Here is a 24,545-nt window from a genome sequence, read left to right as displayed (position 1 = left end):
GGGGTCTCCTCAGGCTGACGTGGTGGCGTAGTAGCGCTTGACGTGTTCGCTCAGGGAATAGCCACCGCCGTTTTCGGGCGGGGGCGGCAAAGAGGGGGCGACGGCGGCGACGGGCGCCTCGGCCATGTTCGGCAGCGAGGTGACGGCCACCGCGGCGGCGCCGGCGGTGGCGGCACCGATGAAAAATCCGCGGCGGGAGGCCGGCTTGATGCCGGTGTTTTGGCTGTCCTGCATAGTGACTCCAGGAGTGGCTGGGCGCGACGAGAGAGGGGAAACCCGGTCGGCCTTGTGGATACTAGACCAGCAACAAGGTGTGAGCAACCTGAATACCCCTTGCATTCGTTCGTTCACACCTTCTCAGTCCAGCATGTCGAAGGCCTGCGCCTCGACATCGCCGAACGCGCGCGTGAAGACGGCAAGGGCCGCGTAGAACCGGGCCTGCGGATGCTGCGACACAGCATCGCAGAGCGCCGGCAGCCAGGGCTGGATGTGTCTGGAGAAGAGGGCCTGCTGCTGCGTGAGGTTGGCCACCGCCACGTCCTCGCCGGCGATCAGGTAGCGCATGACCTCGAACAGGCAGGCGATGTGGTCCTCGGTTTCGTAGGTGGTCTCGGTGCGCGCCAGGCCCAGCCGGTCGAGGTCGTTGCGCAGCTGCACGAGCGGCTTGTCGTTGAGAAAGCCGCTGAGGTAGTGCGAACCGAACAGCAGCACCTCGGGCTTGCCGATGCCGCCGAAGAGCGCGTCGTATTCCTCGTATGCAGCCGCTGCGCTGGTGTCGCGCGCGATGCCGACCAGCTGGCGCCACGGTTCCTCCAGAAAGCCGCCCGCGGCCGGCGCCTCGGTGGGCGCCACCTGGAAGGCTTCGAGCAACCCGGCATCGGGCGCGGCGTACCAGAGCCGCGCCAGCAGGCCGTAGAGCTCGGCCCGGGCCACCTCCTCGTCGAGTGCGGACGTGGCGGGAAAGGTCTGGCTCATAGCGGGGCGATCTTCACTTCGTTGGTGGCGCTGTACAGGTCGATGACGCGGCAGTCGCTGCACATCTTGAGGCGCTCCAGCGCTTCGCCCTGGAACATCGCATGCCCGGCCAGCTTGCCGAGCATGGCCTCGATGGCTTTCTGCGTGCCGAAGGGTTTGCTGCAGCGGATGCAGGCCCAGGGCTTGGCCTCGTTCAGCAGCACCTGCTGCTTGCGCTCGGGCGCGGCCAGCAGGCGCGGCACGAGCGAGACGGCGTCTTCGGGGCAGGTGATTTCGCACAGGCCGCACTGCACGCAGTTCTTCTCGATGAAGCGCAGCTGCGGCGCGCTCTGGCTGTCCAGCAGCGCGCCCGACGGGCAGGCGCTGACGCAGGCCAGGCACAGCGTGCATTTGTCCTTGTCGACCGCGATGGCGCCCAGCGGCGATCCGGTCGGCAGCGCGAAAGCCAGCGGTGCGCCGGGCGTCTGCAGGGCAGGGGCCGCGCCCATCAGGTGATCGAGCGTCATCTCGAGCCGGTCGCGCTTGTCGGCGCCGACGGCGAAGCGGGCGGCCGTGGCCGGCACGCGCTGCGTGGTCGTGCGCAAGCCGGCCAGCGCGGCGTCCAGCACGGCGGGCGAATCGGCCTCGATCACGTGGAAGTGCGTGCCGGTGTAGCCCAGACCCAGCAACAGCGCCTGCGCGACGTTCATCTGCTGCTTGAGCGCGGCGAGGTACTGCGGCGCTTCTTCGCCCGTGCACAGCACCGCGACCTGCGAGGCGCCGAAGGAAATCGCGCTGAGCCACAGGTCGATGCCGGTGCTGGCCGCATGAAAGAGGTCGACCGGAATCACGCGCGCCGGCACGCCCTGGGCCTTGCCCAGCTGTGCCTGCCGCCCGAGCTGTTCGAGCAGCGCCTGGCCGCCTTCCTGGCTGTGCAGCAGCAGCGCGGCATCGCGCCCGCCCGCGGTGACATAGGTGCCGAGCAGCTTGCGCAGCTTGAGGCCCTGGTCGGGCGCGCGCGGGTAGGTGTAGCCCAGTGCGCCCGTCGGGCACACCGTGGTGCAGGCGCCGCAGCCGACGCACAGGTTCGGGTTGACCACGATGCGCTGGCGTTGCGGGTCGCTGCTCACGGCGTGGGCCGAGCACACGTCGACGCAGGCGTTGCAGCCGACCACTTCGTTGCGGCTGTGCGCGCAGAGCTTCTGCTTGTAGTCGAAGAACTTGGGCTTTTCGAATTCGCCGACCAGCTCGCGCAGGCGCAGCAAGGTCTGCAGGCCCTCGGCCTGCGCGACGCCGCCGGGCAGGTGGAAGTAGCCTTGCGGCGGCGCGTGCCAGTCGATCTGCGGCGCGGTGCCGAGGTCGAGCACGAGGTCGAAGGCCGCATCGAGCGCCTGGGCCTCCCGGCTGAAATTGATGGCGCCGGCCACGCTGCAGGCGCGTTCGCAGTCACGGTGCGAGGTGCAGCGTGCGTTGTCGATCTGGTAGTCGAGCCCGATCGCCTGCTCGGGGCAGGCGACCACGCAGGCGTTGCAGCGGGTGCACAGGTCGAGGTCGATCGCGTTGTCGCGCGTCCAGCGCAGCGTGAAGGCGCCGAGCCAGCCTTTGAGCGAATCGATGCGGCCGGCAATCACCGGCCAGCGGCGCGCCTGGGCGCCACCGGCTGCGCCGGGGCCCTGCGCGAGCAGGGTGACGTCGAGCGTGTCGCCGACCAGCGCCGCCGCGCGCTCGGCGGCGTCGAGCGGGCCGATGATCAGCAGCCGGCCCTGGCTGGTGTAGGTCACGGTCGAGACGGGGTCGGGCTCGGGCAGGCTTGCGGCTGCCAGCAGCGCGGCGATCTTCGGCATCGCGCTTTTGGCGTCGCGGCTCCAGCCGCCCGTCTCGCGGATGTTGATGAAGCGGATCGGCGAGGTGGCGTTGGGCGTCTGCGTGGCGAGCTCGCCGAAGAGCCTTTTTTCCTGGGTGCAGGCGACCACGACGTCGTCGCCGGACTGGATGGCGCGCTGGAAAGAGGTCGCCTCGCGGCGGCACAGCGACGAATGCAGCGGGAGGGTTTCAGCCAGTGCCGCGCCGAGCGTCTTCGGCTCGAGCGGCATCGTCTGGTTGCAGTCGCAAATCAGCGTGGTGGTCATCGGTTTCTTGGCTGGCGGGTTGCATCGGGGCAACCGGCGGGCTGGGAAGCGTTGCGGGATCCTGGGACTGTGCCACGTCCGTCGCCTCGATGGCGTCGGGGGTTTCAGGGGGAATGTCTTCGGTGGCTTCGGCGTCTTTGGGCTCTTCGTCGAAGAGCTTGAGGAACTTGGCGCTGGCCATCTGGCGCAGCACGCTCTCGGGCACGGGGGTGGACTGGGAGTAGTCGTCGACGTAGGTGTCGAGGCCGTCCATCACATTGAAATGCGGATCGGCAAAGAGCTTGCGGAAGGCCGCGTTCTTGACCTCGGGCGCCACCTGCTTCGTGAGGAAGGGCGTGTAGTCGGACTCGATGCCCAGCGCGTCCACGTCCGCAAGGGTCAACGGCGGCGCGCCGTCCGGGTCGGCTTCGGGCGGCAGGGCGGCCGGCGCCGCAACGAGGCCGGGCGCCGGCACGGGTTCATCTGCCGGCGGCGCCTTTTCTTTCTCTTCCACGACGGCCTCGGCCGCGCGCACCTCCTGCTTGCGGCGCGACCAGCGTCCGAGAAAACCCTCAGACATCGCCCGCACCCCGTCCGCGCTTTTTCTCGGTCGACACGCTCGCGGCGTTGCCGAAACGGTCGACCAGCGACCGGAAGCTCTCGGGCCGCCGGCGGCGCTTGGGCTCGATCACGTAGTGCTCGTCGACGAAGGCGCGCACCCAGTCGACCACCTCCGCGGGGGCCGGCACCTGCTCGACGGTTTCCTGCGCATCGAGCCAGCGCCCGGCCTCGTAGTAGCTGAGCGTGACCACGACCGGGCGCGGAATGGGTTCCGTGGACAGCGTCGCTTCCTCGTCCATGCGCCACAGCACGAACCAGCACGGCGTCGGCGTGATCGCGTTGAGGTGGTAGCCCTCGGCCTCGTCGCGGAACAGCTCGACCTTGAAGCCGGGGTGCAGCCACTGCTGCGCGCCGCCGTCGTCGCGCAGCAGGCGCGGTCCGGTGCCGAAGCCGGGCTCGTCGGGCTGCACGCTGTCGAGCGTCCAGCGCCAGGGCTGCCAGTGGCTCGACGGGCCATGCAGGCGTTCGCGGCGCATGACCACCGCGACGTCGAGCGTCGGGCGGCCCGTGGGCGCGGTGGCTGGCGCGGGGGTGTCCGAGGAGAGCATGGGCCGAACCATAGCCGATGGCACGCGGGTCTGCGCGCAGTACCCCTCGATCGCCGACGCGAAAACCCGGGCATGCCGCACCAGCGCGGTGTCGTAGCATTCCTGCATGGCCCCACCTGATGAAGACGAAGCAGACGACGCGAACGAAGCACCGCTGGCTTTCGACGCCGTGGCGCTGCCCCGGCGCGCCGACGCGCCGCGCCTGAACCCGGCGCGCGGCCCGCTGTTGCGCCGCATCGAGATCGTCGACCAGCACGGCGAGCGCCGCGACATCGACATCCCGGCGGAGCGGCCGTTGACCGTCTTCGTCGACAAGCGCGAACTCGTGACGCTCATGACCCTGGGCGCCGCGCCCGAGCTGCTGGTGCTGGGCTACCTGCTCAACCAGAACCTGGTGCAGCGCGCGAGCGACGTCGAGAGCATCGACGTCGACTGGAGCGTGGAGGCGGCGGCGGTGAAAACGCACGCGGGCATCGCCAACCTTGCCGAAAAAACCGCGCACCGGGTCGTGACCACGGGCTGTGGACAAGGCACCGTGTTCGGCGATGCCATGGCCCAGATCGGCGCCGTGCGGCTGCCGACCGCGCAGTCGGCGCGCATCGCGCAGGGCACGCTGCTGCGCATTCTCGAACTCATGAAATCGCGCCACAGCGTGCACCGGCATGCGGGCTCGGTGCACGGCTGTGCGCTGTTCCGCGGCACCGAGATGCTGGTGTTCGTGGAAGACGTCGGCCGGCACAACGCCATCGATTCCATTGCCGGCTGGATGGCGGTGCACGGCATCGACGGCGGCGACAAGATTTTCTACACCACGGGTCGGCTGACCAGCGAGATGGTGATGAAGTCGGCCCACATGGGCGTGCCGATCATCGTCTCGCGCAACGGCGTCACCGCGATGGGGCACGAGCTGGCCAGCAAGCTCGGCATGACCTTGTTCGGCCGCGCCGCCAACCGCCACTTCCTGTGCTACTGCGGGTTCGAGCGCTTCGACGCCGAGCCGCAGGCGAACGCGCAGGTGCAGGCGCAGGCACTCACTGCCGACTGAGGGGCGTGCGCGGCTTACCCGCGCGCCACGTCGATCACCGCCTTCGCAAACGCCTCGGGCGCTTCCTGCGGCAGGTTGTGGCCGATGCCGCCGCTGACCAGCCGGTGCTCGTAACGGCCCGAGAATTTCTTCGCGTACGCGCTCGGCTGCGGATGCGGCGCGCCGTTGGCGTCGCCTTCGAGCGTGATGGTGGGCACGCCGATCACCGGCGCCTGGGCGAGCCGGTTCTCCAGCGCCTGGTACTTCGCCTCACCCTCGGCCAGGCCGAGGCGCCAGCGGTAGTTGTGGACCGTGATCGCGACGTGGTCGGGGTTCTCGAAGGCCACGGCGCTGCGCTCGAAGGTGGCGGCATCGAAGTTCCACTTCGGCGAGGCGATCTGCCAGATGAGCTTGGCGAAGTCGTGGCGGTTCTTCTCGTAGCCCGCACGGCCGCGTTCGGTCGCGAAGTAGTACTGGTACCACCACTGCAGCTCGGCCTGCGGCGGCAGCGGCGCCTTGCCGGCCTCCTGGCTGCCGATGAGGTAGCCACTGACCGACACCAGCGCCTTCACGCGCTCCGGCCACAGCGCGGCCATGATGCACGCGGTGCGCGCGCCCCAGTCGCAGCCGGCCACGGTGGCGACGGGGATCTTCAGCGCATCCATCAGCGCAACGATGTCGACGGCCACCGCCGACTGCTGCCCGTTGCGCGGCGTGTCCGCCGACAGGAAGCGCGTGGTGCCGTAGCCGCGCAGGTACGGCACGATGACGCGAAAGCCCGCGGCGGCCAGCTGCGGTGCAACGTCGACGAACATGTGGATGTCGTAGGGCCAGCCGTGCAGAAGAATCACCGGCGCGCCGTCGGCCGGGCCGGCCTCGTAGTAGCCAATGCGCAGGCTGCCGGCGTCGATGCTCTTCAGGGGCTCGAGGCGCTTGGTGCTGCCGGTGCTGGCAGATTGGGCGAAGGCGGGAACGATCGACGTCAGCTGCGTGGCGGCGAGGCCGAGTGCGGCCTTGCCGAGGAACGAACGGCGCGGCAGAAAGAGCGATGTGGTCATGGAAATTCCTGGGTTCGAAGGGATTGACGGCGCGATTGTTCGGCGCGAAGTCCGCTCCCTGACCGGCTTGTGTATGCCTCTGTATCTGCGCCGGTTTCGGCCACACTAAATTTCAATCGCAGGCGTGCGAGGCCGCCTCAACGCAACGTGGTGTGTCGATTTCAGGTGGAGATACACAGGCATACGCAATGCCCGTTGTGCGGTGAAAAGGCGGCCAACAATCCGCCCGTCATCCACTCACGCATCGCCCGAAGGAAACCCCCATGACGCGCTCTCGCGGATTCAAGAAGCTCTGGTTCGCACTGCTGTTCTTTGCAGGCGGGTTCGCGCACGAGCTGCGCCACCCGACGCAGTGCCAGAGCGTGGCGTCGGTCAGTCTCTCGCTTCGACCGCCGAAGCGAGCACGTAGCCTTCGCTGCGCACGGTCTTGATGTAGCGGGGCTCGCGCGCATCGTCGCGCAGGCGCTGGCGCAGACGGCTCACGAGCAGGTCGATGGAGCGCTCGAAGAGCTCGGCTTCGCGCCCCTGCGTCAGGCTCAGCAGCTGGTCGCGGCTGAGCACCTTCTGCGGGTGGTCGAGGAACACGCGCAGCAGCCGGTACTCGGCGCCGCTCAGCGCCACCATCACGCCCGCATCGTCGATCAGGTGGCGCGCCACGGTGTCGACCTGCCACTCCCCGAATCCCAGCTGCTGCGAGGGCTCGACGCTGCCCATGTTCGGCGGCAGCATGCGCGTGCGCCGCATCACGGCGCGGATGCGCGCCAGCAGCTCGCGCGCGGAAAAGGGCTTGGCCAGGTAATCGTCGGCGCCCATCTCCAGGCCCAGGATGCGGTCGGCTTCCTCGCTGCGCGCGGTGAGCATGAGGATGGGCGTGGCCTTGTACTTGCCGGTGCGCAGGTCGCGGCACAGCGTGAGCCCGTCTTCGCCGGGCAGCATCAGGTCCAGGATGATCAGGTCGAAAGGCCCCGACGCCTCGAGCGCGGCGCGCATGTGGCGCCCGGTGGGCACCGAGACCACGCGCAAGCCGTTCTTCACCAGGTAGGTGGTGAGCAGTTCGCGGATGTCCCGGTCGTCGTCGACGATGAGGATGTGGTCGGAGGTCTTGGGCGTCATGGCAGGGTGGACAGTGGCGGCACGGCGCCGCAGCCGCAATGTAGCGTTCCGGCGGGGTGCAGGGGGGCGCCGTTGGAAACGTAGTGTGTGGGTTTCCGGCGCAGATACACAGGCATACAGAAGGCGATCCGGCAGGGGGAAAGCGGCCCAACAATCCGTCCGTTTTCAACCCTCCTGCACCCAAGGAACCTTCATGACCCGCATCGACAAAGTCCTCTACACCGGCAAGACCCGCACCTCCTCGGGAGGCCGCGACGGCGAGGCGCGCAGCTCGGACGGCCGCCTGGACATCAAGCTCTCGTCGCCCGGCAGCGCCGGCACCGGCACCAACCCCGAGCAGCTGTTCGCGGCCGGCTGGTCGGCCTGCTTCATCGGCGCGATGGGCAAGGCGGCCGGCAAGATGAAGGTCGCACTGCCGCCCGACCTGACCGTCGATGCCGAGGTCGACCTGGGCACGGCGGGCGGCGACTACTTCCTGCAGGCGCGCCTGAACGTGAGCCTGCCGGGCCTGGACCGAGAGGTGGCGCAGGCCCTCACCGAGGCCGCGCACCAGACCTGCCCCTATTCCAAGGCAACCCGAGGCAACATCGACGTTGCCATCCACCTGGTGTGAGCCCGCTGCGCTGACGCATCGCCACGCCGCCTACCGACGAAGCTGTCCATGTCCACTTCCGCGAACCCTGTTGCGAACCCATCCGGTACCGCGCCCCGCTGGCGCCGGCTGCTGCCCGGCTCGCTGTATGCCCGCGTGACGCTGATCATCGTGGTGGGCCTGGCGATCGCGCAGCTGCTCACCTTCGCCGCGATCCGCTACGAGCGGAACATGGCGCTTCGCGAGCTGATGATGATCGGCATCGAGCGCGACATCGCGAGCTCGGTCGCCATCCTCGACCGGCTCCCCGCGGCGGAGCGCACCGGCTGGCTCGACAAGCTGGAGCGGCGCAACTACCGCTTCGTGCTGGGCGGCAATGCGCAGGGCGGCGCGCCCGCCTCGCAGGCGTCGCAGCAGTTTGCGGCGGCCATCGTCGATGCGATGCGCCCGTTCCCCGTCGTCAAGGTCGGCGAGGTGGCCTGGCCGCCCGAGGGCCTGCAGATCGAGGTGCGGCTGGGCGACGGGTCGTCCGTGGTCGTGCACGCCATGCGCGTGGGCATGCCGGTGTCGGGCTGGGTGATGTGGCTGCTGGTGGGCCAGCTGCTGGTGCTGGCGGTGTGCGCCTGGGTCGCAGTGCGGCTGGTGACACGGCCGCTCGCGCAGCTGTCCGCGGCGGCCGACCAGCTCGGCCCCGACCTGAAGAGCCGCACGCTGGCGGAAGAGGGCCCGACCGAAGTGGCGCACGCGGCGCGCGCCTTCAACGCCATGCAGCAGCGCATCGCGGGCTACATGTCGGAGCGCGTCGAGATCCTGGCGGCCATTTCGCACGACCTGCAGACGCCCATCACGCGGATGCGCCTGCGCACCGACCTGATGGACGACACCCACGACCGCGAGAAATTTCGCCAGGACCTGGACGCGATGAACGCGCTGGTGCGCGAAGGCGTGACCTATGCGCGCACGCTCCACGGCGCCACCGAGCCGCCGCTGCGCATCGACGCCGATGCGCTGTTCGAAAGCATGGTGGCCGACTACGAAGACGTGGGCCAGCAGGTGCGGCTCGAAGGCCGCGCCGGCGCGCCGATCGTGAGCCGTCCGAACGCGCTGCGCCGCATCCTCATGAACCTGATCGACAACGCGCTGAAGTTCGGCACCGACGTGACGCTGCGCGTGCAGGCCGAAGGCGAGGGCGGCCGCCTCGTGGTGAGCGTGCGCGACAACGGCCCGGGCATTCCGCCCGACGAACTCGACGCGGTGCTCAAGCCCTTCTACCGCGTCGAAAGTTCGCGCAATCGCAGCACCGGCGGCACGGGCCTGGGCCTGGCCATTGCGCACCAGTTGGCCATGGCCATGGGCGCCGAACTCACGCTGCATAACCGCGCCGAAGGCGGGCTCGAGGCGCGGCTGGCGTTGGCCGCCACGCCCGCCCGCTGAACTCCAACCGACACCTCACACATCACCATGCTCATCCTCTTCATCGCCTACCTGGGCGGGGTGCTCACGATCCTCAGCCCCTGCATCCTGCCGGTGCTGCCCTTCGTGTTCGCGCGCGCCGACCGCCCGTTCCGCTCGCACGGCCTGCCGATGCTCGTCGGCATGGCGCTGGCTTTTGCCGTGGTCGCCACGTTGGCGGCGGTGGGCGGTGGCTGGATCGTCACGCTCAACGAATACGGGCGCTATGCCGCGATGGCCTTGCTCGCGCTGTTCGGTGCGACGCTGCTGTTCCCGCGCGTGGCCGACCGCCTGAGCCGGCCGCTGGTGGCGCTGGGCCTGCGCCTGTCCGAGGGGCCGCAGGCCTCGGTGTTTTCGCCGCTGTGGCTGGGCGTGGGCACGGGCCTGCTCTGGGCGCCGTGCGCGGGGCCGATCCTCGGACTGATCCTGACGGGTGCGGCGCTCAACGGCGCGAGCGTCGGCACTTCGCTGCTGCTGCTCGCCTATGCGGTTGGCGCGTGCACGTCGCTCGCGGTGGCGCTGCTGTCAGGCGGCCGGTTGCTCGCGGCGCTGAAGCGCACGCTGCCGACCGGCGAAGGCGTGCGGCGCGTCGCCGGCGCGGCGGTGCTGGCGGGCGTGGCCGCCATCGCGCTGGGGCTGGACACCGGCTGGCTCGCGCGCCTGTCGCTGGGCACCACGTCGACCCTGGAGCAGGCGCTGGTGGACACGCTCCGCAAAGACACGCCGCAGGCGCAGCGCGCAGACGCCGGCTTCGTGCGCGTCTCGGACGCCCGCCCGGCGCCGGTGCCCGCGCGCAACCTCCGCGTCGAAGGCCACCTGCCGTCGCTGGCCGGCGCGACCGGGTGGATCAACTCGCCGCCGCTCACGTCCGAGGCCTTGCGCGGCAAGGTCGTGCTGATCGACTTCTGGACCTATTCGTGCATCAACTGCCTGCGCACGCTGCCTTACGTGCGCGCGTGGGCCGACAAGTACAAGGACGCGGGCCTGGTCGTCCTCGGCGTGCATGCGCCGGAGTTCGCGTTCGAGAAGAACCCGGCCAACGTGCGCAAGGCCGTGAAAGACCTCGGCATCGGGTTCCCGGTGGCGCTGGACAACGACTTTGCCATCTGGCGCGGCTTCGACAACCAGGCTTGGCCGGCGTTCTATTTCGTCGATGCGCAGGGGCGCATCCGCCATCACCAGTTCGGCGAGAACCGCTACGACAAGGCCGAGCAGGTCATCCAGCAGCTGCTGGCCGAGGCCGGACAGGCCCAGGTCGCCGGTGGATTGGTGGCGCCGCTGGGGCAGGGCACGCAGGCCGCGCCCGGCGCCGAGCCGGCGCAGTCCGGCGAAACCTACCTGGGCCACGCCCGCGCGCACGGCTTTGCGTCACCCGGCGGCATCGCGCGTGACCGTGCGAAGGCCTACGAGTCCGCGGCTTCAATGCTGCGCACCAACCAATGGGCGTTGGGTGGCGACTGGACCGTGGAGGCCGAGCGTGCCGTGCTGAACCACGCCAACGGCCGCATCGCGTACCGCTTCAAAGCGCGCGACCTGCATCTGGTGCTGGGGCCGATGGCCGACGGAAAACCGGTCCGCTTCACGGTGCGGGTCGACGGCCAGCCGCCGCTGGCGGACCACGGCGCCGACACCGATGCCCAGGGCCGCGGCGTGGTCGATGCGCAGAAGCTGTACCAGCTGGTGCGGCAGTCGGGTGGCGGCAGGGAGCGCCTGTTCGAGATCGAGTTTCTCGACGCCGACGCGCAGGCCTACGCGTTCACCTTCGGCTGAGCGCGGCCGACGTCAGGGCGCGACGCGCGCTGCGTTGACGGCCCGGCAGGTGTCGATCTCCTGGCGCGTGGGCAGCGCATAGCAGCGGGCGTCTGCCTCGCGCGCCACGGCTTCGCGCAGTTGCCGCTCCTGCGCGGTTTCCACCTGCAGCTCGACGAGCCACTTCATGAGCAGCGCCATCACGATCAGCAGCACGACCGAGGCCGCGAGCAGGGTCGTGCGCCAGCTCTGGACGCGAAAGACGGAAGCGTTGGACGTGCTCATGCAGCTGCCCTCAGCGCGACAGCTGCGGAAAGATCCAGACGCTCATGCCGAGCACCACGCCCGCGCCCAGCGACATGGCCGCCGCGGTCGCGAAGAGGCAGGCCACGGCCAGGCTCGGCACGGCCACCGACATGCTCAGGAAGGCGACGGCCACGAGCACGTACGCCAGCACGGGCAGCAGCGCGATGCCGACTGGCCGTGCGTTGCCGGTCGGCAGTTCGTCGGGCGTCATGTCCCGCAGAAACGGATTCAGCATCGCGGGCGATCAGCAGTTGCCCTTCTTGGCCTGGCCCGGCGGGCAGAAGTTGCCGCCCTTGTGCGCGGGCCCGGGCTCCGCACGCGGTGGCGCGTGGTGGTGCACACAGGCGCTCATGAGAACGGAGGCCGCCAGCGCGAGCATCACGGTGATCGTGGATTGGGTGGATTTGGTGAATCGGGTCATGGGAACTCCCTGCTGTGATTTCTTGTGCACCTCGGGTGCCTGAGGGCTGGACAATAGTCGCCGAATTAACGATCTCACATGGAAATGCTCACATTTGTGAGCGAATTGAGAGGGGCGCAGTCAATCTCTCTGCGGGATTGCGCAGTACTTCACACCCGTGCGGCCGACCGGCCGCCGCCGCGGACCCGCTACAGTGCATGCCCCATGGACCGCCTCGAGAACATAGAGACCTTCGTGCGGGTCGCGCAGACCCAGAGTTTTGCCGAGGCCGCGCGCCAGTTGCGGGTGTCGAAGTCGGTGGTGACCAGCCGCGTGAAGCAGCTCGAAGACCATGTCGGCGCGCCGCTGTTCCACCGCAGCACGCGCGTGGTCCGGCTCAGCGACGTGGGGCAGGCCTTCCTGCGCGACTGCGTGGAGCTGGTCGGCCGGGCGAACGACATCATGGACCAGATGCGCGACGCCAAGGACGGGCCGACCGGCACGCTGCGCGTGCATGCGCTCACCGGCTTCGTGCTGGGGCATTTCGCCACGCTGCTGCGGGCCTTCCAGGTGAGTTTTCCGGACATCCACCTCGAGCTCATCGTGAGCGACGCGGTGGTCGATCCGGTGAAGGCGGGGGTCGACTGCGCGCTGCAGATCTTTCCGGCGGCCTCGACCGAGCTGGTGTCGCGCCCGTTGTTCCCGGTGCGCCGCGTGTTCTGCGCCACGCCCGAGTACCTGGGCGCGCACGGCCGGCCCGCGAGCCCGCGCGAGCTGCACAAGCACACGCTCGGCCTGTACTCCGGCTACCCCACGCGCGACCGCTGGACCTTTCACCACGCCGGTGAGCACGTCACGATGTACATGAGCGCCGCGCTGCTCACCAACAGCGTCCACCTGCTGCGCGAGTACGCCATGGAGCACGCCGGCATCGTCTGCCTGCCGACGCTGGTGGCCGGCGAGGCGATCCTGCGCGGCGACCTGGAAGTGGTGCTGCCGGCGCACCAGCTGTCGTCGTTCTCGCTGAGCGCGGTGTACGCGGGCACCTCGCGCAATGCGTTCAAGCTGCGGCTGTTCATCGAGCACCTGACCCATGCGTTCTCGAAGGTGCCGCCGTGGGACGCGGCCATGATCGAACGCGGCCTGCTGCCGCCGGGCCTGATCTGGGACGCCTGACGCGAACGCGCTCCGTTCCGGGGTAAACCCTGTGCATTGAACGGATTTGCCGAACAATGCGGCCCGCGTTTCGGGCCTACCGCTGTGGCCCTTCGTTTCCTACAGTGCACACATCGCAGCCGCCACGCTGCACCGTCGGCACTTCAGGAGACACCCATGACCGTCGCATACCAGACCCGCTTCGGGTCCCTCAAGCATTTCGAGAAAGGCCACGTCGAGCCGATCGACGACGACGTGCGCCACTACGCGTTCTCCAACTGCTTCGAGATCGCCAGCATCAGCAAGCCCTACGAGAAGGTCGTGTTCGGCCAGAACCAGATCTACGTGCTGGAAACGCTGCGCGCCGAAGGCACCTCGCCCTGGTACACGAGCGCACACGACGAGTTCGCGCTGGTGATGGACGGCGAGGTCGAAGTGCACCTCGTGCAGCTCGATGCGGCCCAGGCCGTGGCCGACACCGAGAAGAACGGCGCCGTGCTTGTGAAGGGCGAACCCCAGGGCAAGAAGATGGGCTGGATGAAGCTCTCGCGCGGCCACCAGGGCCTGCTGCCGAAGAACACGGCCTACCAGTTCCGCGTGGCCGGCGATCCCGGCGTGATCGTGCTGCAGACCTGCAAGGGCGACCTCTCGGTAGAGAAGTGGGCCGACATCTGCCAGACGCACTGAACGCACCCGCCATCCAGGAGCCACACCATGAACGCACCCGCAGAACTCGCCAAGGTCCTCGCATCGCAGCCCGACGCCACGCTCGGCTACAAGGATTTTTCGCTCGGCAGCTTCGGCTTTCGCCGCGACGAGTACTTTGCCCACATCACCTGGAAGACCCGTGACGGGCGGCCCATGAGCCACACCATGGACGCCGGCAGCTACCTGCGCGCGCTGATGCGCGACGTGGCCTGGGGCTTCTTCTATGGCTGGGTCAACTTCGACAACGTGTTCGGCACCATCAACCACTACGACTCGGTCGACCTGTACGCCGGCAGCTTCAACGGCACCATGAAGGACGCGGGCATCGACCTGCTCGAGAACTTCCCCACCGCGCAGATCCGCGCCACCTTCGAGGCCATGCTCGACGACTGGACCAACGAGAGCTTCGACCCGTTCGCCGCGCCGCAGGAAACTGGCTCGGCCTACGGCCGCAAGAGCGGCAACAACACCGCCAAGATCACCCGGGCGCGCGAGCTGGCCAAGCGCTGCGTGGGCCTGAAGGGCGACCTCGATTTGCGCAGCGACGAACGCGGCGCACCCATCAACCGCGCCTTCGCCGACGTGCCGCAGGCCCAGCCCGAGCTGCACCCCGAGCCCGGCTTCGAGAACGAGGTGCACGCCTTCAACCTCTTCGGCTTTTTGAGCCGTTCGCAGGTGACGTGGAACCCGAGCTTCACTTCGGTGGTGAAGCACAGCTACATGTGCCCGACGACCGAGGAGCACATCCTGCCGATCATTCACGGCAACGACCGCGTCGAGTGGTTCTTCCAGATGACCGACGAGATCCACTGGGACTGCGGCGACAAGAACACCGGCAAGCCCATGGCCCGCGTGATCATGAAAGCCGGCGACATGGCCGCCATGCCCGCCTACTGCCGCCACCAGGGCTTCAGCCCGAAGCGCTCGATGCTGCTGGTGTGGGAGAACGGCTCGCCGAGCCTGGTCTTCGAGATCCAGAAGGGCGAGAGCCCGGAGATTCCGGTCCAGTTCTGAATGGCCCCCTCTCCCGCGTGCGGGAGAGGGCTGGGGTGAGGGTGGTGTTCGAGCCACCGTCGCTCCCTCACCCCAACCCTCTCCCCAAGGGGAGGGGGAGGAATGCAAAAACATGAAGCCCAATGACATCGCCGCTCAGGCAGGCCTGCGCACGCCCATCCGCCACCAACTCTTCATCGACGGCCGCTTCGTCGACGCCGAATCCGGCGAGACCCTCGCCACGCTGAACCCGCACGACAACACGCCCATCGCCCAGGTCGCGCTGGCCGGCAAGGCCGACGTCGACAAGGCCGTGGCCGCCGCGAAGCGTGCGTTCCCGAAGTGGAGCCGCATGGCCGCCGCCGACCGTGGCCGCATCCTGTTGAAACTCGCCGACCTCATCGAGGCCAACGGCGAAGAACTCGCGCGGCTCGAATCGCTCGACACCGGCCACCCGATCCGCGACTCGCGCCGGCTCGACGTGCCGCGCACCGCCGCGTGCTTCCGCTACTTCGGCGGCATGGCCGACAAGTTCCAGGGCGAGACCATTCCGGTGGAAGAGGGATTTCTCAACTACACGCTGCGCGAGCCCGTCGGCATCGTCGGGCAGATCGTGCCGTGGAACTTTCCGCTCATGTTCACGAGCTGGAAGATGGCGCCCGCGCTCGCGGCCGGCAACTGCATCGTGATGAAGCCGGCCGAGATCACGCCGCTCAGCTCGCTGCGCATCGCCGAGCTGATGGCCGAGGCCGGCGTGCCGCCCGGTGTGGTCAACATGCTGCCGGGCCTGGGCAGCGTGGCGGGCCAGTACATCGCCGAGCATCCCGAGATCGCCAAGATCGCCTTCACCGGCAGCACCGCCACCGGCCGGCGCATCGTGCAGGCCAGCGCGGGCAACCTGAAGAAGGTGCAGCTCGAGCTCGGCGGCAAGGGCCCCAACATCGTGTTCGAGGACGCGAACCTGCGGGCCGCCGTGAACGGCAGCGCGTGGGCCATCTTTCACAACCAGGGGCAGGCCTGCATCGCGGGTTCGCGGTTGATGCTGCACGAGAAGATCGCCGATGCGTTTCTCGAGCAGTTCATTCCGCTGGCGCAATCCATCCGCCTGGGCAATCCGCTCGACGAGAACACCGAGATGGGCCCGCTCACGAGTGCCCAGCACCGCGATCGCGTGCTGAGCTACGTCGAGGTGGCGCAGCAACAGGGCGGCGAGGTCTTGGCCGGCGGCACCTCGCCGGGCGGCGACCTGGCGCAGGGCTGCTACGTGGCGCCGACCGTGGTGCGTGCGAAGTCCTACCAGGACCGCGTGGCGCAGGAAGAAGTGTTCGGCCCTTTCGTCACCGTGCTCACCTTCAAGACCGACGAAGAGGCGATGCAGATCGCCAACGGCACCGACTACGGCCTGGGCAGCGGCCTGTGGACGAACAACCTGCAGCGCGCCCACAAGGTGGCGCGCGACCTGCACGCCGGCATGGTCTGGATCAACAGCTACAAGCGCGTGAACCCCGGCTCGCCCTTCGGCGGCGTGGGCCAGAGCGGCTACGGCCGTGAGATGGGCTTCGACGCCATGCGCGAGTACACGCAGGTCAAGAGCGTGTGGGTCAACGTCGACGCGCAGATCCCGCCGCACTTCGTGCGCTGAGTTTTTCCTCTATCAACCCACGGGCGCACACGATGTCCTTCTCGATCCTTTCCCGGGCCCTGGTCGCCTGCACCTTGCTGTTCGGAATGGCTGCACAAGCGCAGACGCCGGCCTGGCCTTCCAAGCCCGTGCGGCTGGTCGTCGGCTTTCCGCCGGGCGGCATCGTCGACACGGTCGCGCGGCAGTTGCAGCCGCGTCTGCAGGCCGCGCTCGGCCAGACGGTGATCGTCGACAACCGCAGCGGCGCCGGCGGCACGCTGGCCGGCGCCGAGGTGGCCCGCGCGGCGCCCGACGGCCACACGCTGCTGATGGTGTTCGACAGCTACGCGACCTATCCGCTGGTCTATCCCAAGCTGAGCTTCGACATCGCCAAAGACCTGCAGCCCGTGACGCAGGTGGCGAGCAACCCGCTGGTGCTGGTGGTCAATCCGAAGGTCGAGGCCAGGGACTTCGTGCGCTTCGTCGGCCAGCTCAAGGCCCAGCCGGGGCGCCTCAACTACGCCAGCGTCGGACCGGGCTCGAGCAACCACCTCACGGCCGAGTATTTCAAGGCGGTGAGCGGCACCTTCGTCACGCACATCCCTTACCGCGGCGGTGGTCCGGCCCAGCAGGACCTGTTGGGCGGACAGGTCGAGATGATGTTTCTCTCGGCCGTGCTGGCCCAGCCGCATGTCAACGCGGGCCGGCTGCGCGCCCTGGCCCAGACCGGCGCGCAGCGCGTGCCCGCCTATGCCGACGTGCCGACCGTGGCCGAGAGCGGCTACCCCGGCTTCGAGGTGAACTCCTGGGTCGGCCTGCTGGCCCCGGCCGGCACGCCGCGCGCCGTGGTCGACCGGCTGCAGGCCGAGGTGCGCAAGATCGTGACCGAACCCGCTTTCCAGCAGCGGCTGCGCGAACAGGGCCTGACGGGCATCGCCAACACGCCCGAGCAGTTCGCCGCCGTGCTGCGCACCGAGCAGGACAAGTGGGGCCGGCTGGTGCGCGATCGCCGGCTGAGCCTCGAGTAGCCAGAAAGAAAGTGCACGCGATGCATGACTTCATCCACACCACCCATCCGCAGCGCGTGGTCTTCGGCGTCGGCTCGCTGCGCCACCTGGCGCGCGAGATCGATGCACTGGGCGCGAAGCGGGCGCTGGTGCTCTGCACGCCCGAGCAGCGCCCGCAGGCCGAGCGCGTGGCGGCGTCGCTCGGTGCGCAGGCGGCCGGCCTGTTCGACCGCGCGGTGATGCATGTGCCCGTCGAGACGGCGCGTGAAGCGCGTGACCTGGCGCGCCAGCTCGGCGCCGACTGCGCCGTGGCGCTGGGCGGCGGCTCCACCACGGGGCTGGGCAAGGCCATCGCGCTGGAGTCCGGGCTGCCGATCGTCGCCATTCCCACCACCTACGCGGGCAGCGAGATGACGCCGATCTACGGCCTCACCGAGAACGGCCTGAAGAAGACCGGCAAGGACCCGCGCGTGCTGCCGCGCACCGTGATCTACGACCCCGAGCTGTCGCGCACGCTGCCCGTGGGCCTGAGCGTGACGAGCGGCATCAACGCCATCGCGCACGCAGCCGAAGGCCTGTACGCGCAAGACAGCAACCCGGTGATGGACCTGATGGCCGAGGAGGGCATTGCCGCACTCGCACGCGCGCTGCCGGCCATCCGCATCCAGCCCGATGACCTGGCCGCACGCTCCGACGCGCTCTACGGCGCCTGGCTCTGCGGCGGCGTGCTCGGCGCGGTCGGCATGGCCCTGCACCACAAGCTGTGCCACACGCTGGGCGGCAGCTTCAACCTGCCGCACGCGGAGGTGCACACGGTGGTACTGCCGCACGCGCTCGCGTTCAACGCGCAGGCCGCGCCGCGCGCCATGGCGCGCATTGCACGCGCGCTCGGCGGCGTGTCGGCGCCGGCGGCGGTCCATGCGCTGGCACGCGACAACGGCGCGCCGGTGGCGCTGAAGGACATCGGCATGCGCGCTGCCGACCTCGACCGCGCGGCCGACATCGCCGTCGCCAACCCCTACTGGAACCCGCGGCCCTTCGGCCCGGCCGAGCGCGATGCGATCCGCGCGCTGCTGCAACGCGCCTTCGACGGCGAGCCGCCGGGTTAGCCCACGGCGCGGGCGCAGAGACACACACGAACAACGAAGGAGACAGCCATGACATTCAACCGCAGACAGTTCACGCAGGCCACCGCCGCACTCGTGGCCTCGGGCGCCACGCCGCTGGTGTTCGCCGCCGATACGCTCAAGATCGGCTACGTGTCGCCGCAGACCGGGCCGCTCGCGCCCTTCGGCGAGGCCGACAAATGGGTGATCGAGCAGATGAAGGTCGCCTTCAAGGAGGGCATCTCTGTGGGCGGCAAGAAGTACGCCGTGCAGATCGTGCTGAAGGACAGCCAGTCGAACCCCAACCGCGCGGGCGAGGTGGCGAACGACCTGATCCTGAAGGACAAGGTCGCGCTCGTGCTCACGGCCGGCACGCCCGAGACCGCCAACCCGGTGAGCGATGCCTGCGAACTCAACGAAGTGCCGTGCATCTCCAGCGTGGTGCCGTGGCAGCCGTGGTTCTTCGGCCGCAAGGGCGACCCCGCGAAGGGCTTCAACTGGACCTACCACGTGTTCTGGGGGCTCGAGGACGTCATTGCCACCTTCACCGCCGGCTGGAAGACCGTGGCCACCAACAAGAAGGTCGGTGGGCTGTTCCCCAACGACGGCGACGGCAACGCCTGGGGCGACAAGGAGCTGGGCTTTCCGAAGCCGCTCGCGCAGATGGGCTTCACGCTCACCGATCCCGGTCGTTTCCAGAACGGCACGCAGGACTTCAGCGCGCAGATCGCGGCCTTCAAGCGCGACAACGTCGAGATCGTCACCGGCGTGGTGATTCCGCCCGACGCCAAGACCTTTCTCACGCAGGCGCGGCAGCAGGGCTTCAAGCCCAAGGTGATCACGCTCGGCAAGGCGCTGCTGTTCCCCGGCGCCATCGAGGCACTGGGCGAACTGGGCGACGGGCTCTCGACCGAGGTGTGGTGGAGCCCGTCGCATCCGTTCAGCTCCAGCCTCACGCAGCAAAGCGCCAAGGCGCTGGCCGAGGCCTACGAGGCCGGCACGAAGAAGCAGTGGACACAACCCATCGGCTTTGCGCATGCCTTGTTCGAGGTGGCGGCGAACGCGCTGTCGCGTGCCAAGTCGCTGAAGGCCGGCGACGTGCGCGACGCCGTGGCCGCGACCTCGATCAACTCCGTGGTCGGCCCCGTGAAGTGGGGCGGCCAGGGGCCGTTCAAGAACGTCAGCAAGACGCCGCTGGTGCTCGGCCAATGGGGCAAGGGAAAGCAGCGCAAGGTGGAGCTGACGCTGGTGAACAACGAGGCCGCGAAAGCGATTCCCACCGGCGGCGCGCTGCGCCTGCTCTGAGTGACCGCTGCCATGACGCTGCTCGCATTGCATGGGGTGAGCAAGTCCTTCGGGGCGCTCAAGGTCACCGACGGCATCACGCTGTCGGTGACAGAGGGCGAGACGCTGGGCATCCTCGGGCCCAACGGCGCGGGAAAGACCACGCTGTTCAACCTGATCTCGGGCGACGCGCGCGTCGATGCCGGCCGCGTGGAATACGCGGGCCGCGACGTGACGCGGCTGCGCCCGCACCAGCGCTGTCGCGCCGGCATCGGCCGCAGCTACCAGGTGCCGCAGCCCTTCGGCCACATGAGCGTGTTCGAGAACCTCGTCACCGCCGCCTGCTTCGGCGGCCAGCAGTCCGAGCGCGAGGCGTGGGAAACAGCGCACGAGGTGCTGGGCCAGACCGGCCTGGCGCCACACGCCAACAAGCCGGCCGGCGGGCTCACGCTGCTCGACCGCAAGCGGCTGGAGCTGGCGCGCGCGCTCGCGACCAAGCCGCGCCTGCTGCTGCTCGACGAGATCGCGGGCGGGCTCACCGAGCCCGAGGCGGCCGTGCTGGTGGAGGAACTCAAGCGCATCAAGGCGCGCGGCGTGACCATGATCTGGATCGAGCACGTGGTGCATGCGCTGCTGTCGCTGGCCGACCGGCTGTTCGTCATCAACTTCGGGCAGCAGCTCGCGGAAGGCGCGCCGCGCGCGGTGATGAATGACCCGGAGGTGCGGCGGGTGTACATGGGGATCGAGGCATGAACCACGTTGCGCCCCCGTGTTTTTCCCTCTCCCTCTGGGAGAGGGCCAGGGTGAGGGCATCGGCCTTTGAATCGCCGTGTGCCTTGCCATCGCCGCCAGCCCTCACCCCAACCCTCTCCCAGAGGGAGAGGGAGTAAGAGGGGAGGGAGAAAAGACCATGACCGCACTGCTCGACACCCACGCCCTGCAGGCCTTCTACGGCGATGCGCAGGCGCTGTTCGGCATCGACTTCACGCTCTCGGCCGGCGAGCTGGTGGCGATCATCGGCGCCAATGGCGCGGGCAAGTCGACCTTCCTGAAAAGCCTCACGGGCCTGCTGCGCGCGCCCTCTGAAGCGATCCGTTTCAAGGGCGACCCCATCGGTGGCCTGCCGCCCGGCGATATCGTGCGGCGCGGCCTGGCGATGGTGCCGGAAGGCCGGCGCCTGTTTCCGAGCCTGAGCGTGGAAGAGAACCTGCTGATGGGCGCCACGCCGCGCCGCGCGGGGCCGTGGAACCTGCAGCGCCTGTACGGCCTGTTCCCGATCCTGGCCGAGAAGCGGCGCCAGCCCGCCACCTCGCTGTCGGGCGGGCAGCAGCAGATGGTGGCGCTGGGCCGCGCGCTCATGAGCAACCCCGAGCTGCTGCTGTGCGACGAGCTGTCGCTCGGCCTGGCGCCGGTCGTCATCCGCGAAATCTACGCGGCCATGCCGGCCATCACGGGGGAGGGCATGACGGTCGTGATCGTGGAGCAGGACGTGCGCATGGCGCGGCAGGTGTCGCAGCGCGTGTACTGCTTCCAGGACGGGCGCGTGTCGCTGACGGGGCGCTCGGACGAACTCACGGCCGAGCAGATTTCGCAGGCCTATTTCGGCAGCGTCGGCATCGAGGACTCCCATGCTTGAAACCCTGCTCCAGGGCGTGCTGCTCGGCGGCCTCTACACGCTGTTCGCGCTCGGCCAGTCGCTGATGTTCGGCGTCATGCGGCTGACCAACACCGCGCAGGGCGACTTCATCATCCTGGGCGCCTTCGCGGTGATCGCCGGCGTCTCGATGACCGGCGCGTCGGTGCCGTGGCTGGTGGTGCTCGCGGTGCTTCCGCTGGCCTTCGGCTTCGGCTACCTGCTGCAGCGCCACGTGCTCAACGGCACGCTGGGCAAGGACCCGCTGCCTTCGCTGGTCGTGACCTTCGGCCTGTCGATCGTGATCCAGAACCTGCTGCTGGAGCTGTTCTCGGCCGACCCGCGCGCCATCGCGGTCGGTGCGCTGGCCACCGCGTCGGTGCCGCTGGGCGATGCGCTGGCGCTGGGGGCGCTGCCGCTGGTGATCCTGGCGGTCGCGGTGGCGGCCACCGCGGCGATGCAGTGGATGTTCGCGCGCACGCCGCTGGGCCGCACCTTCCGCGCGGTGTCCGACGACCGCGAGATCGCCGAGCTGATGGGCCTGAAGGCCAAGCAGGTCTACGCGCTGGCCACGGGCATCGCCTTCGTGCTCATCGCCATCGCCGGTGCGCTGCAGGGCATGCGCACCACGGTGTCGCCGTCGGACGGTCCGCTGCTGCTGCTGTTCGCCTTCGAGGCCGTGATCATCGGCGGCATGGGCTCGTTCTGGGGCACGCTGGCCGGCGCCATGATTTTGGGCATCGCGCAGCAGATCGGTTTTCGCATCGACCCGGGCTGGGGCATCTGGTTCGGCCATCTCGTGTTCCTCGCGGTGCTGGTGCTGCGGCCGCAGGGACTGTTTCCGAAGACCCGTGGCTGAGGCCCGAAACCATTGAAACGATCATGGCGAACACATATTTCGAGGTGAGGTGCAGCACCGCTGCGAGCCGCTGGGCGTTGTGGGTGGCGAGCGCGCTCGTGGTCCTGGCGGCCAGCCTTCCGTTCTGGGGCGAGCCGAGCTGGATGCGCGAGTTCGTCGAGATCGCCTGCTACTTCATCTTCGCGATGATGTGGAACCTGCTCGCCGGCTACGGCGGCATGGTCAGCATCGGGCAGCAGGCCTTCTTCGGCTTCGGCGGCTACGTGATGCTGATGCTCGGCAACTTCGCGGGCGTGAATCCGTTCGTGGCGATTCCGCTCGGCGCACTGGCCGCTGCGCTGATCGCGGTGCCGGTGTCCTTCGTGGCGTTCCGGCTGTCGGGCGGCTACTTCGCCATCGGCACCTGGGTGATCGCCGAGGTGTTCCGGCTCAGCTTTGCCAACGTGTCGGTGGTGGGCGGCGGCTCGGGCACCACGCTCACGGCGCTGCGCGGCATCGAGCGCGCCACGCGCGAGAGCGTCACCTACTGGATGGCGCTGGGCTGCGTGGTGGCGGCGGTGTCGCTGGTCTACCTGTTTTTGCGTAGCCGCTTCGGGCTGGCGCTGCTGGCGATTCGCGACAACGAGATGGCCGCCGAATCGCAGGGCATTCCGGTGGCGCGCATGAAGCTTGCGGTGTATGTGGTGGCGGCCTTCGGCGCCGGGCTGGCGGGGGCGCTCTATTTCGTGGGCAACCTGCGCATCAGCCCCGACGCGGCCTTTGCGCCGAACTGGACGGCCTTCGCGATCTTCATGGTGGTGATCGGCGGCATCGGCCGCATCGAAGGGCCGCTGGTGGGCGCGCTCGTGTTCTGGGCGCTGAACAAGTTCTTCAGCGACTACGGCACCTGGTACCTGCTCGGGCTCGGGCTGCTGGCCATCGTGGTCACACTCTTCTTCAAGCAGGGGCTGTGGGGCTGGGCGCAGCAGCGCTGGGCCTGGTCCCTGTTCCCGACGCAGCGGCGCCTGATGACGCGGCCGCACGCGCCTTCTTCTTCCGACCTGGAGCCCGACGCCCATGCGCAACATCGATGAACACACCATTACCGCCGCGGTGATCGACCGCATGGCCGGGTGCGAGGACGCGCGGCTGAAGGAAGTGCTGTCGGCGCTCGTGCGCCACCTGCACGACTTTGCGCGCGAGGTGAAACTGACCGAGGCCGAGTGGGCCGCCGGCATCGACTTCCTCACCGCCACGGGCCAGAAGTGCGACGCACAGCGCCAGGAGTTCATCCTGCTGTCGGACACCCTGGGCCTGTCGATGCTCACGGTGGCGATGAACCACGCGAAGAGCCCGCAGGCCACCGAGGCCACCGTGTTCGGCCCCTTCCATGTGGCCGATGCGCCGCAGCTGCCGCTGGGCAGCGACATCGCCGCTGGGGCGGTGGGCGAGCCGCTGTTCGTGGAAGCCACGGTGCGCGGGCGCGATGGCGAGCCCATCGCCGATGCGGTGGTCGATGTGTGGGAGGCCGATGCCGAAGGCTTCTACGACGTGCAGCGGCCCGGCGATCACGCGCAGGGGCGGGCGGTCTTCCGCACGAACGCCGAAGGGCGGCTGTGGTTTCGCGGCGTGGCGCCGGTGGCCTATCCGATTCCCACCGACGGGCCGGTGGGCGCGATGCTGCGCGCGACCCGGCGGCATCCGTGGCGGCCCGCGCATGTGCACTTCATGGTGCAGGCGCCGGGCTACGAGACGCTCATCACGCACGTCTTCCGCGAGGGCGATGCGTACCTCGACAGCGATGCGGTGTTCGGCGTGCGCAGCTCGCTGATCGGCGACTTCGCGACGCATGCCCCGGGCCGCGCGCCCGACGGCAGCGTGCAGGACGGGCCGTTCCACACGCTGGACTTCGCGTTCGTGCTCGAGCCGGCCGCGGGTTGAGGGGCCTGCGACCGAACCGTTTCGGCGTTTCGCCGCCTCCATGTCAGGTGTCCATCCCCAAGGAGCCCTGCACCATGTGTCCCGTTTCCATCACCTGGCATCTGCTTCGCGGCGCCGGAGCCCTGGCGCTCATCGCGCTGGCCGTGCTGCTGTCGTCCGCCCATCCCTGGATCGCACCGCCGGCGCTCATCGGCGCCTTGCTGCTGCTGCGCGGCTGCCCGATGTGCTGGCTTGTCGGGCTGCTCGAAAGGCTGTCTGCGCGCAAGGCGGCAAAGGCGTCGGAAGGCACTTCCACGAGCGCTTGAAGGCTCGGCCTTCGTGGAATGGAAGGCTG

The 24,545-nt window shown here is 69.0% G+C and carries 27 protein-coding genes; 17 read left to right on the top strand and 10 right to left on the bottom strand.

Annotated elements, in window-relative coordinates; all coding sequences use genetic code 11:
- Positions 1 to 9 precede the first annotated feature (9 nt).
- From GFK26_RS30490 to GFK26_RS30470, 5 genes are all read right to left on the bottom strand, one after another.
- Complete coding sequence (locus GFK26_RS30490) at positions 10 to 234, bottom strand: formate dehydrogenase (protein ID WP_153285255.1); 225 nt, start codon at positions 232 to 234, stop codon at positions 10 to 12.
- A gap of 123 nt (positions 235 to 357) precedes the next feature.
- Complete coding sequence (locus tag GFK26_RS30485; protein WP_153285254.1) at positions 358 to 975, bottom strand: TorD/DmsD family molecular chaperone; 618 nt, start codon at positions 973 to 975, stop codon at positions 358 to 360.
- Entirely contained in the window at positions 972 to 3,047 is a 2,076-nt protein-coding gene (locus tag GFK26_RS30480) for a 4Fe-4S dicluster domain-containing protein (RefSeq protein ID WP_153286156.1), read from the bottom strand. The genes GFK26_RS30485 and GFK26_RS30480 overlap by 4 nt, the downstream gene beginning before the upstream one ends.
- Positions 3,007 to 3,642 (bottom strand): DUF3306 domain-containing protein, encoded by a 636-nt coding sequence (locus GFK26_RS30475; RefSeq protein ID WP_153285253.1) that lies wholly within the window; start codon positions 3,640 to 3,642, stop codon positions 3,007 to 3,009. The genes GFK26_RS30480 and GFK26_RS30475 overlap by 41 nt, the downstream gene beginning before the upstream one ends.
- Positions 3,635 to 4,231, bottom strand: coding sequence for a DUF3305 domain-containing protein (locus GFK26_RS30470; RefSeq protein WP_153285252.1), 597 nt, complete (start codon positions 4,229 to 4,231; stop codon positions 3,635 to 3,637). The genes GFK26_RS30475 and GFK26_RS30470 overlap by 8 nt, the downstream gene beginning before the upstream one ends.
- A 106-nt stretch (positions 4,232 to 4,337) precedes the next feature.
- Here GFK26_RS30470 and GFK26_RS30465 point away from each other — a divergent pair, with 106 nt between their 5' ends.
- Complete coding sequence (locus tag GFK26_RS30465; protein ID WP_194273981.1) at positions 4,338 to 5,276, top strand: formate dehydrogenase accessory sulfurtransferase FdhD; 939 nt, start codon at positions 4,338 to 4,340, stop codon at positions 5,274 to 5,276.
- Between the two features lie 14 nt (positions 5,277 to 5,290).
- On the opposite strand, the gene GFK26_RS30460 is transcribed toward GFK26_RS30465, so the two are convergent.
- Entirely contained in the window at positions 5,291 to 6,313 is a 1,023-nt protein-coding gene (locus tag GFK26_RS30460) for an alpha/beta fold hydrolase (protein ID WP_153285251.1), read from the bottom strand.
- A 372-nt stretch (positions 6,314 to 6,685) separates the two neighbouring features.
- On the bottom strand, positions 6,686 to 7,426 hold the full coding sequence (locus tag GFK26_RS30455) for a response regulator (protein WP_153285250.1): 741 nt from the start codon (positions 7,424 to 7,426) through the stop codon (positions 6,686 to 6,688).
- A gap of 193 nt (positions 7,427 to 7,619) precedes the next feature.
- Between GFK26_RS30455 and GFK26_RS30450 the strand changes: the two genes are divergently transcribed.
- The 3 genes from GFK26_RS30450 to GFK26_RS30440 are packed head-to-tail and all read left to right on the top strand — an operon-like array spanning position 7,620 to position 11,240.
- Entirely contained in the window at positions 7,620 to 8,039 is a 420-nt protein-coding gene (locus GFK26_RS30450; protein WP_153285249.1) for an organic hydroperoxide resistance protein, read from the top strand.
- Between the two features lie 48 nt (positions 8,040 to 8,087).
- Positions 8,088 to 9,452, top strand: coding sequence for an ATP-binding protein (locus GFK26_RS30445; protein ID WP_153285248.1), 1,365 nt, complete (start codon positions 8,088 to 8,090; stop codon positions 9,450 to 9,452).
- A gap of 27 nt (positions 9,453 to 9,479) precedes the next feature.
- Positions 9,480 to 11,240 carry a cytochrome c biogenesis protein DipZ gene (locus tag GFK26_RS30440; protein WP_153285247.1) on the top strand — a complete coding sequence of 587 codons (1,761 nt, stop codon included), beginning with the start codon at positions 9,480 to 9,482 and terminating at the stop codon, positions 11,238 to 11,240.
- A gap of 12 nt (positions 11,241 to 11,252) precedes the next feature.
- Here the strand turns inward: GFK26_RS30440 and GFK26_RS30435 are convergent, their stop codons facing one another.
- The 3 genes from GFK26_RS30435 to GFK26_RS34080 are packed head-to-tail and all read right to left on the bottom strand — an operon-like array spanning position 11,253 to position 11,946.
- Entirely contained in the window at positions 11,253 to 11,504 is a 252-nt protein-coding gene (locus tag GFK26_RS30435; RefSeq protein WP_153285246.1) for a general secretion pathway protein GspL, read from the bottom strand.
- 10 nt (positions 11,505 to 11,514) lie between these two features.
- On the bottom strand, positions 11,515 to 11,760 hold the full coding sequence (locus GFK26_RS30430) for a hypothetical protein (RefSeq protein ID WP_153285245.1): 246 nt from the start codon (positions 11,758 to 11,760) through the stop codon (positions 11,515 to 11,517).
- Positions 11,761 to 11,769: 9 nt separating this feature from the next.
- Positions 11,770 to 11,946: a hypothetical protein gene (locus tag GFK26_RS34080; RefSeq protein WP_194273980.1), complete on the bottom strand. Its 177-nt coding sequence runs from the start codon at positions 11,944 to 11,946 to the stop codon at positions 11,770 to 11,772.
- A gap of 204 nt (positions 11,947 to 12,150) precedes the next feature.
- Between GFK26_RS34080 and GFK26_RS30425 the strand changes: the two genes are divergently transcribed.
- The 13 genes from GFK26_RS30425 (at position 12,151) to GFK26_RS30365 (ending at position 24,516) form a co-directional block, all read left to right on the top strand.
- Positions 12,151 to 13,101 carry a LysR family transcriptional regulator gene (locus GFK26_RS30425; RefSeq protein WP_153285244.1) on the top strand — a complete coding sequence of 317 codons (951 nt, stop codon included), beginning with the start codon at positions 12,151 to 12,153 and terminating at the stop codon, positions 13,099 to 13,101.
- Positions 13,102 to 13,257: 156 nt separating this feature from the next.
- Positions 13,258 to 13,767, top strand: a complete 510-nt coding sequence (locus GFK26_RS30420; RefSeq protein WP_153285243.1) for a hydroxyquinol 1,2-dioxygenase — start codon at positions 13,258 to 13,260, stop codon at positions 13,765 to 13,767.
- 27 nt (positions 13,768 to 13,794) lie between these two features.
- The gene (locus GFK26_RS30415) at positions 13,795 to 14,802 is read left to right on the top strand and encodes a hydroxyquinol 1,2-dioxygenase (RefSeq protein ID WP_153285242.1); all 1,008 of its coding nucleotides are present in this window, start codon (positions 13,795 to 13,797) and stop codon (positions 14,800 to 14,802) included.
- 157 nt (positions 14,803 to 14,959) lie between these two features.
- Positions 14,960 to 16,423 (top strand): aldehyde dehydrogenase family protein, encoded by a 1,464-nt coding sequence (locus GFK26_RS30410; RefSeq protein WP_153286154.1) that lies wholly within the window; start codon positions 14,960 to 14,962, stop codon positions 16,421 to 16,423.
- Between the two features lie 32 nt (positions 16,424 to 16,455).
- Positions 16,456 to 17,430, top strand: coding sequence for a tripartite tricarboxylate transporter substrate binding protein (locus tag GFK26_RS30405; protein WP_153285241.1), 975 nt, complete (start codon positions 16,456 to 16,458; stop codon positions 17,428 to 17,430).
- Between the two features lie 20 nt (positions 17,431 to 17,450).
- Positions 17,451 to 18,518, top strand: a complete 1,068-nt coding sequence (locus GFK26_RS30400) for a maleylacetate reductase (protein ID WP_153285240.1) — start codon at positions 17,451 to 17,453, stop codon at positions 18,516 to 18,518.
- A 48-nt stretch (positions 18,519 to 18,566) separates the two neighbouring features.
- Positions 18,567 to 19,820 carry an ABC transporter substrate-binding protein gene (locus GFK26_RS30395; protein ID WP_153285239.1) on the top strand — a complete coding sequence of 418 codons (1,254 nt, stop codon included), beginning with the start codon at positions 18,567 to 18,569 and terminating at the stop codon, positions 19,818 to 19,820.
- Between the two features lie 12 nt (positions 19,821 to 19,832).
- Positions 19,833 to 20,552, top strand: a complete 720-nt coding sequence (locus GFK26_RS30390) for an ABC transporter ATP-binding protein (RefSeq protein WP_153285238.1) — start codon at positions 19,833 to 19,835, stop codon at positions 20,550 to 20,552.
- Positions 20,553 to 20,709: 157 nt separating this feature from the next.
- Entirely contained in the window at positions 20,710 to 21,435 is a 726-nt protein-coding gene (locus GFK26_RS30385; RefSeq protein WP_153285237.1) for an ABC transporter ATP-binding protein, read from the top strand.
- Complete coding sequence (locus GFK26_RS30380) at positions 21,428 to 22,291, top strand: branched-chain amino acid ABC transporter permease (protein WP_153285236.1); 864 nt, start codon at positions 21,428 to 21,430, stop codon at positions 22,289 to 22,291. The genes GFK26_RS30385 and GFK26_RS30380 overlap by 8 nt, the downstream gene beginning before the upstream one ends.
- A 23-nt stretch (positions 22,292 to 22,314) precedes the next feature.
- Positions 22,315 to 23,364 (top strand): branched-chain amino acid ABC transporter permease, encoded by a 1,050-nt coding sequence (locus GFK26_RS30375; protein ID WP_153285235.1) that lies wholly within the window; start codon positions 22,315 to 22,317, stop codon positions 23,362 to 23,364.
- Positions 23,348 to 24,211 carry an intradiol ring-cleavage dioxygenase gene (locus GFK26_RS30370; protein WP_153285234.1) on the top strand — a complete coding sequence of 288 codons (864 nt, stop codon included), beginning with the start codon at positions 23,348 to 23,350 and terminating at the stop codon, positions 24,209 to 24,211. The genes GFK26_RS30375 and GFK26_RS30370 overlap by 17 nt, the downstream gene beginning before the upstream one ends.
- A gap of 74 nt (positions 24,212 to 24,285) precedes the next feature.
- Entirely contained in the window at positions 24,286 to 24,516 is a 231-nt protein-coding gene (locus tag GFK26_RS30365; RefSeq protein WP_153285233.1) for a hypothetical protein, read from the top strand.
- Positions 24,517 to 24,545: the final 29 nt, after the last annotated feature.

The organism is Variovorax paradoxus, from assembly GCF_009498455.1.
Taxonomy (GTDB): domain Bacteria; phylum Pseudomonadota; class Gammaproteobacteria; order Burkholderiales; family Burkholderiaceae_C; genus Variovorax; species Variovorax paradoxus_H.
This window is presented reverse-complemented; position numbering and strand designations above follow the sequence as displayed.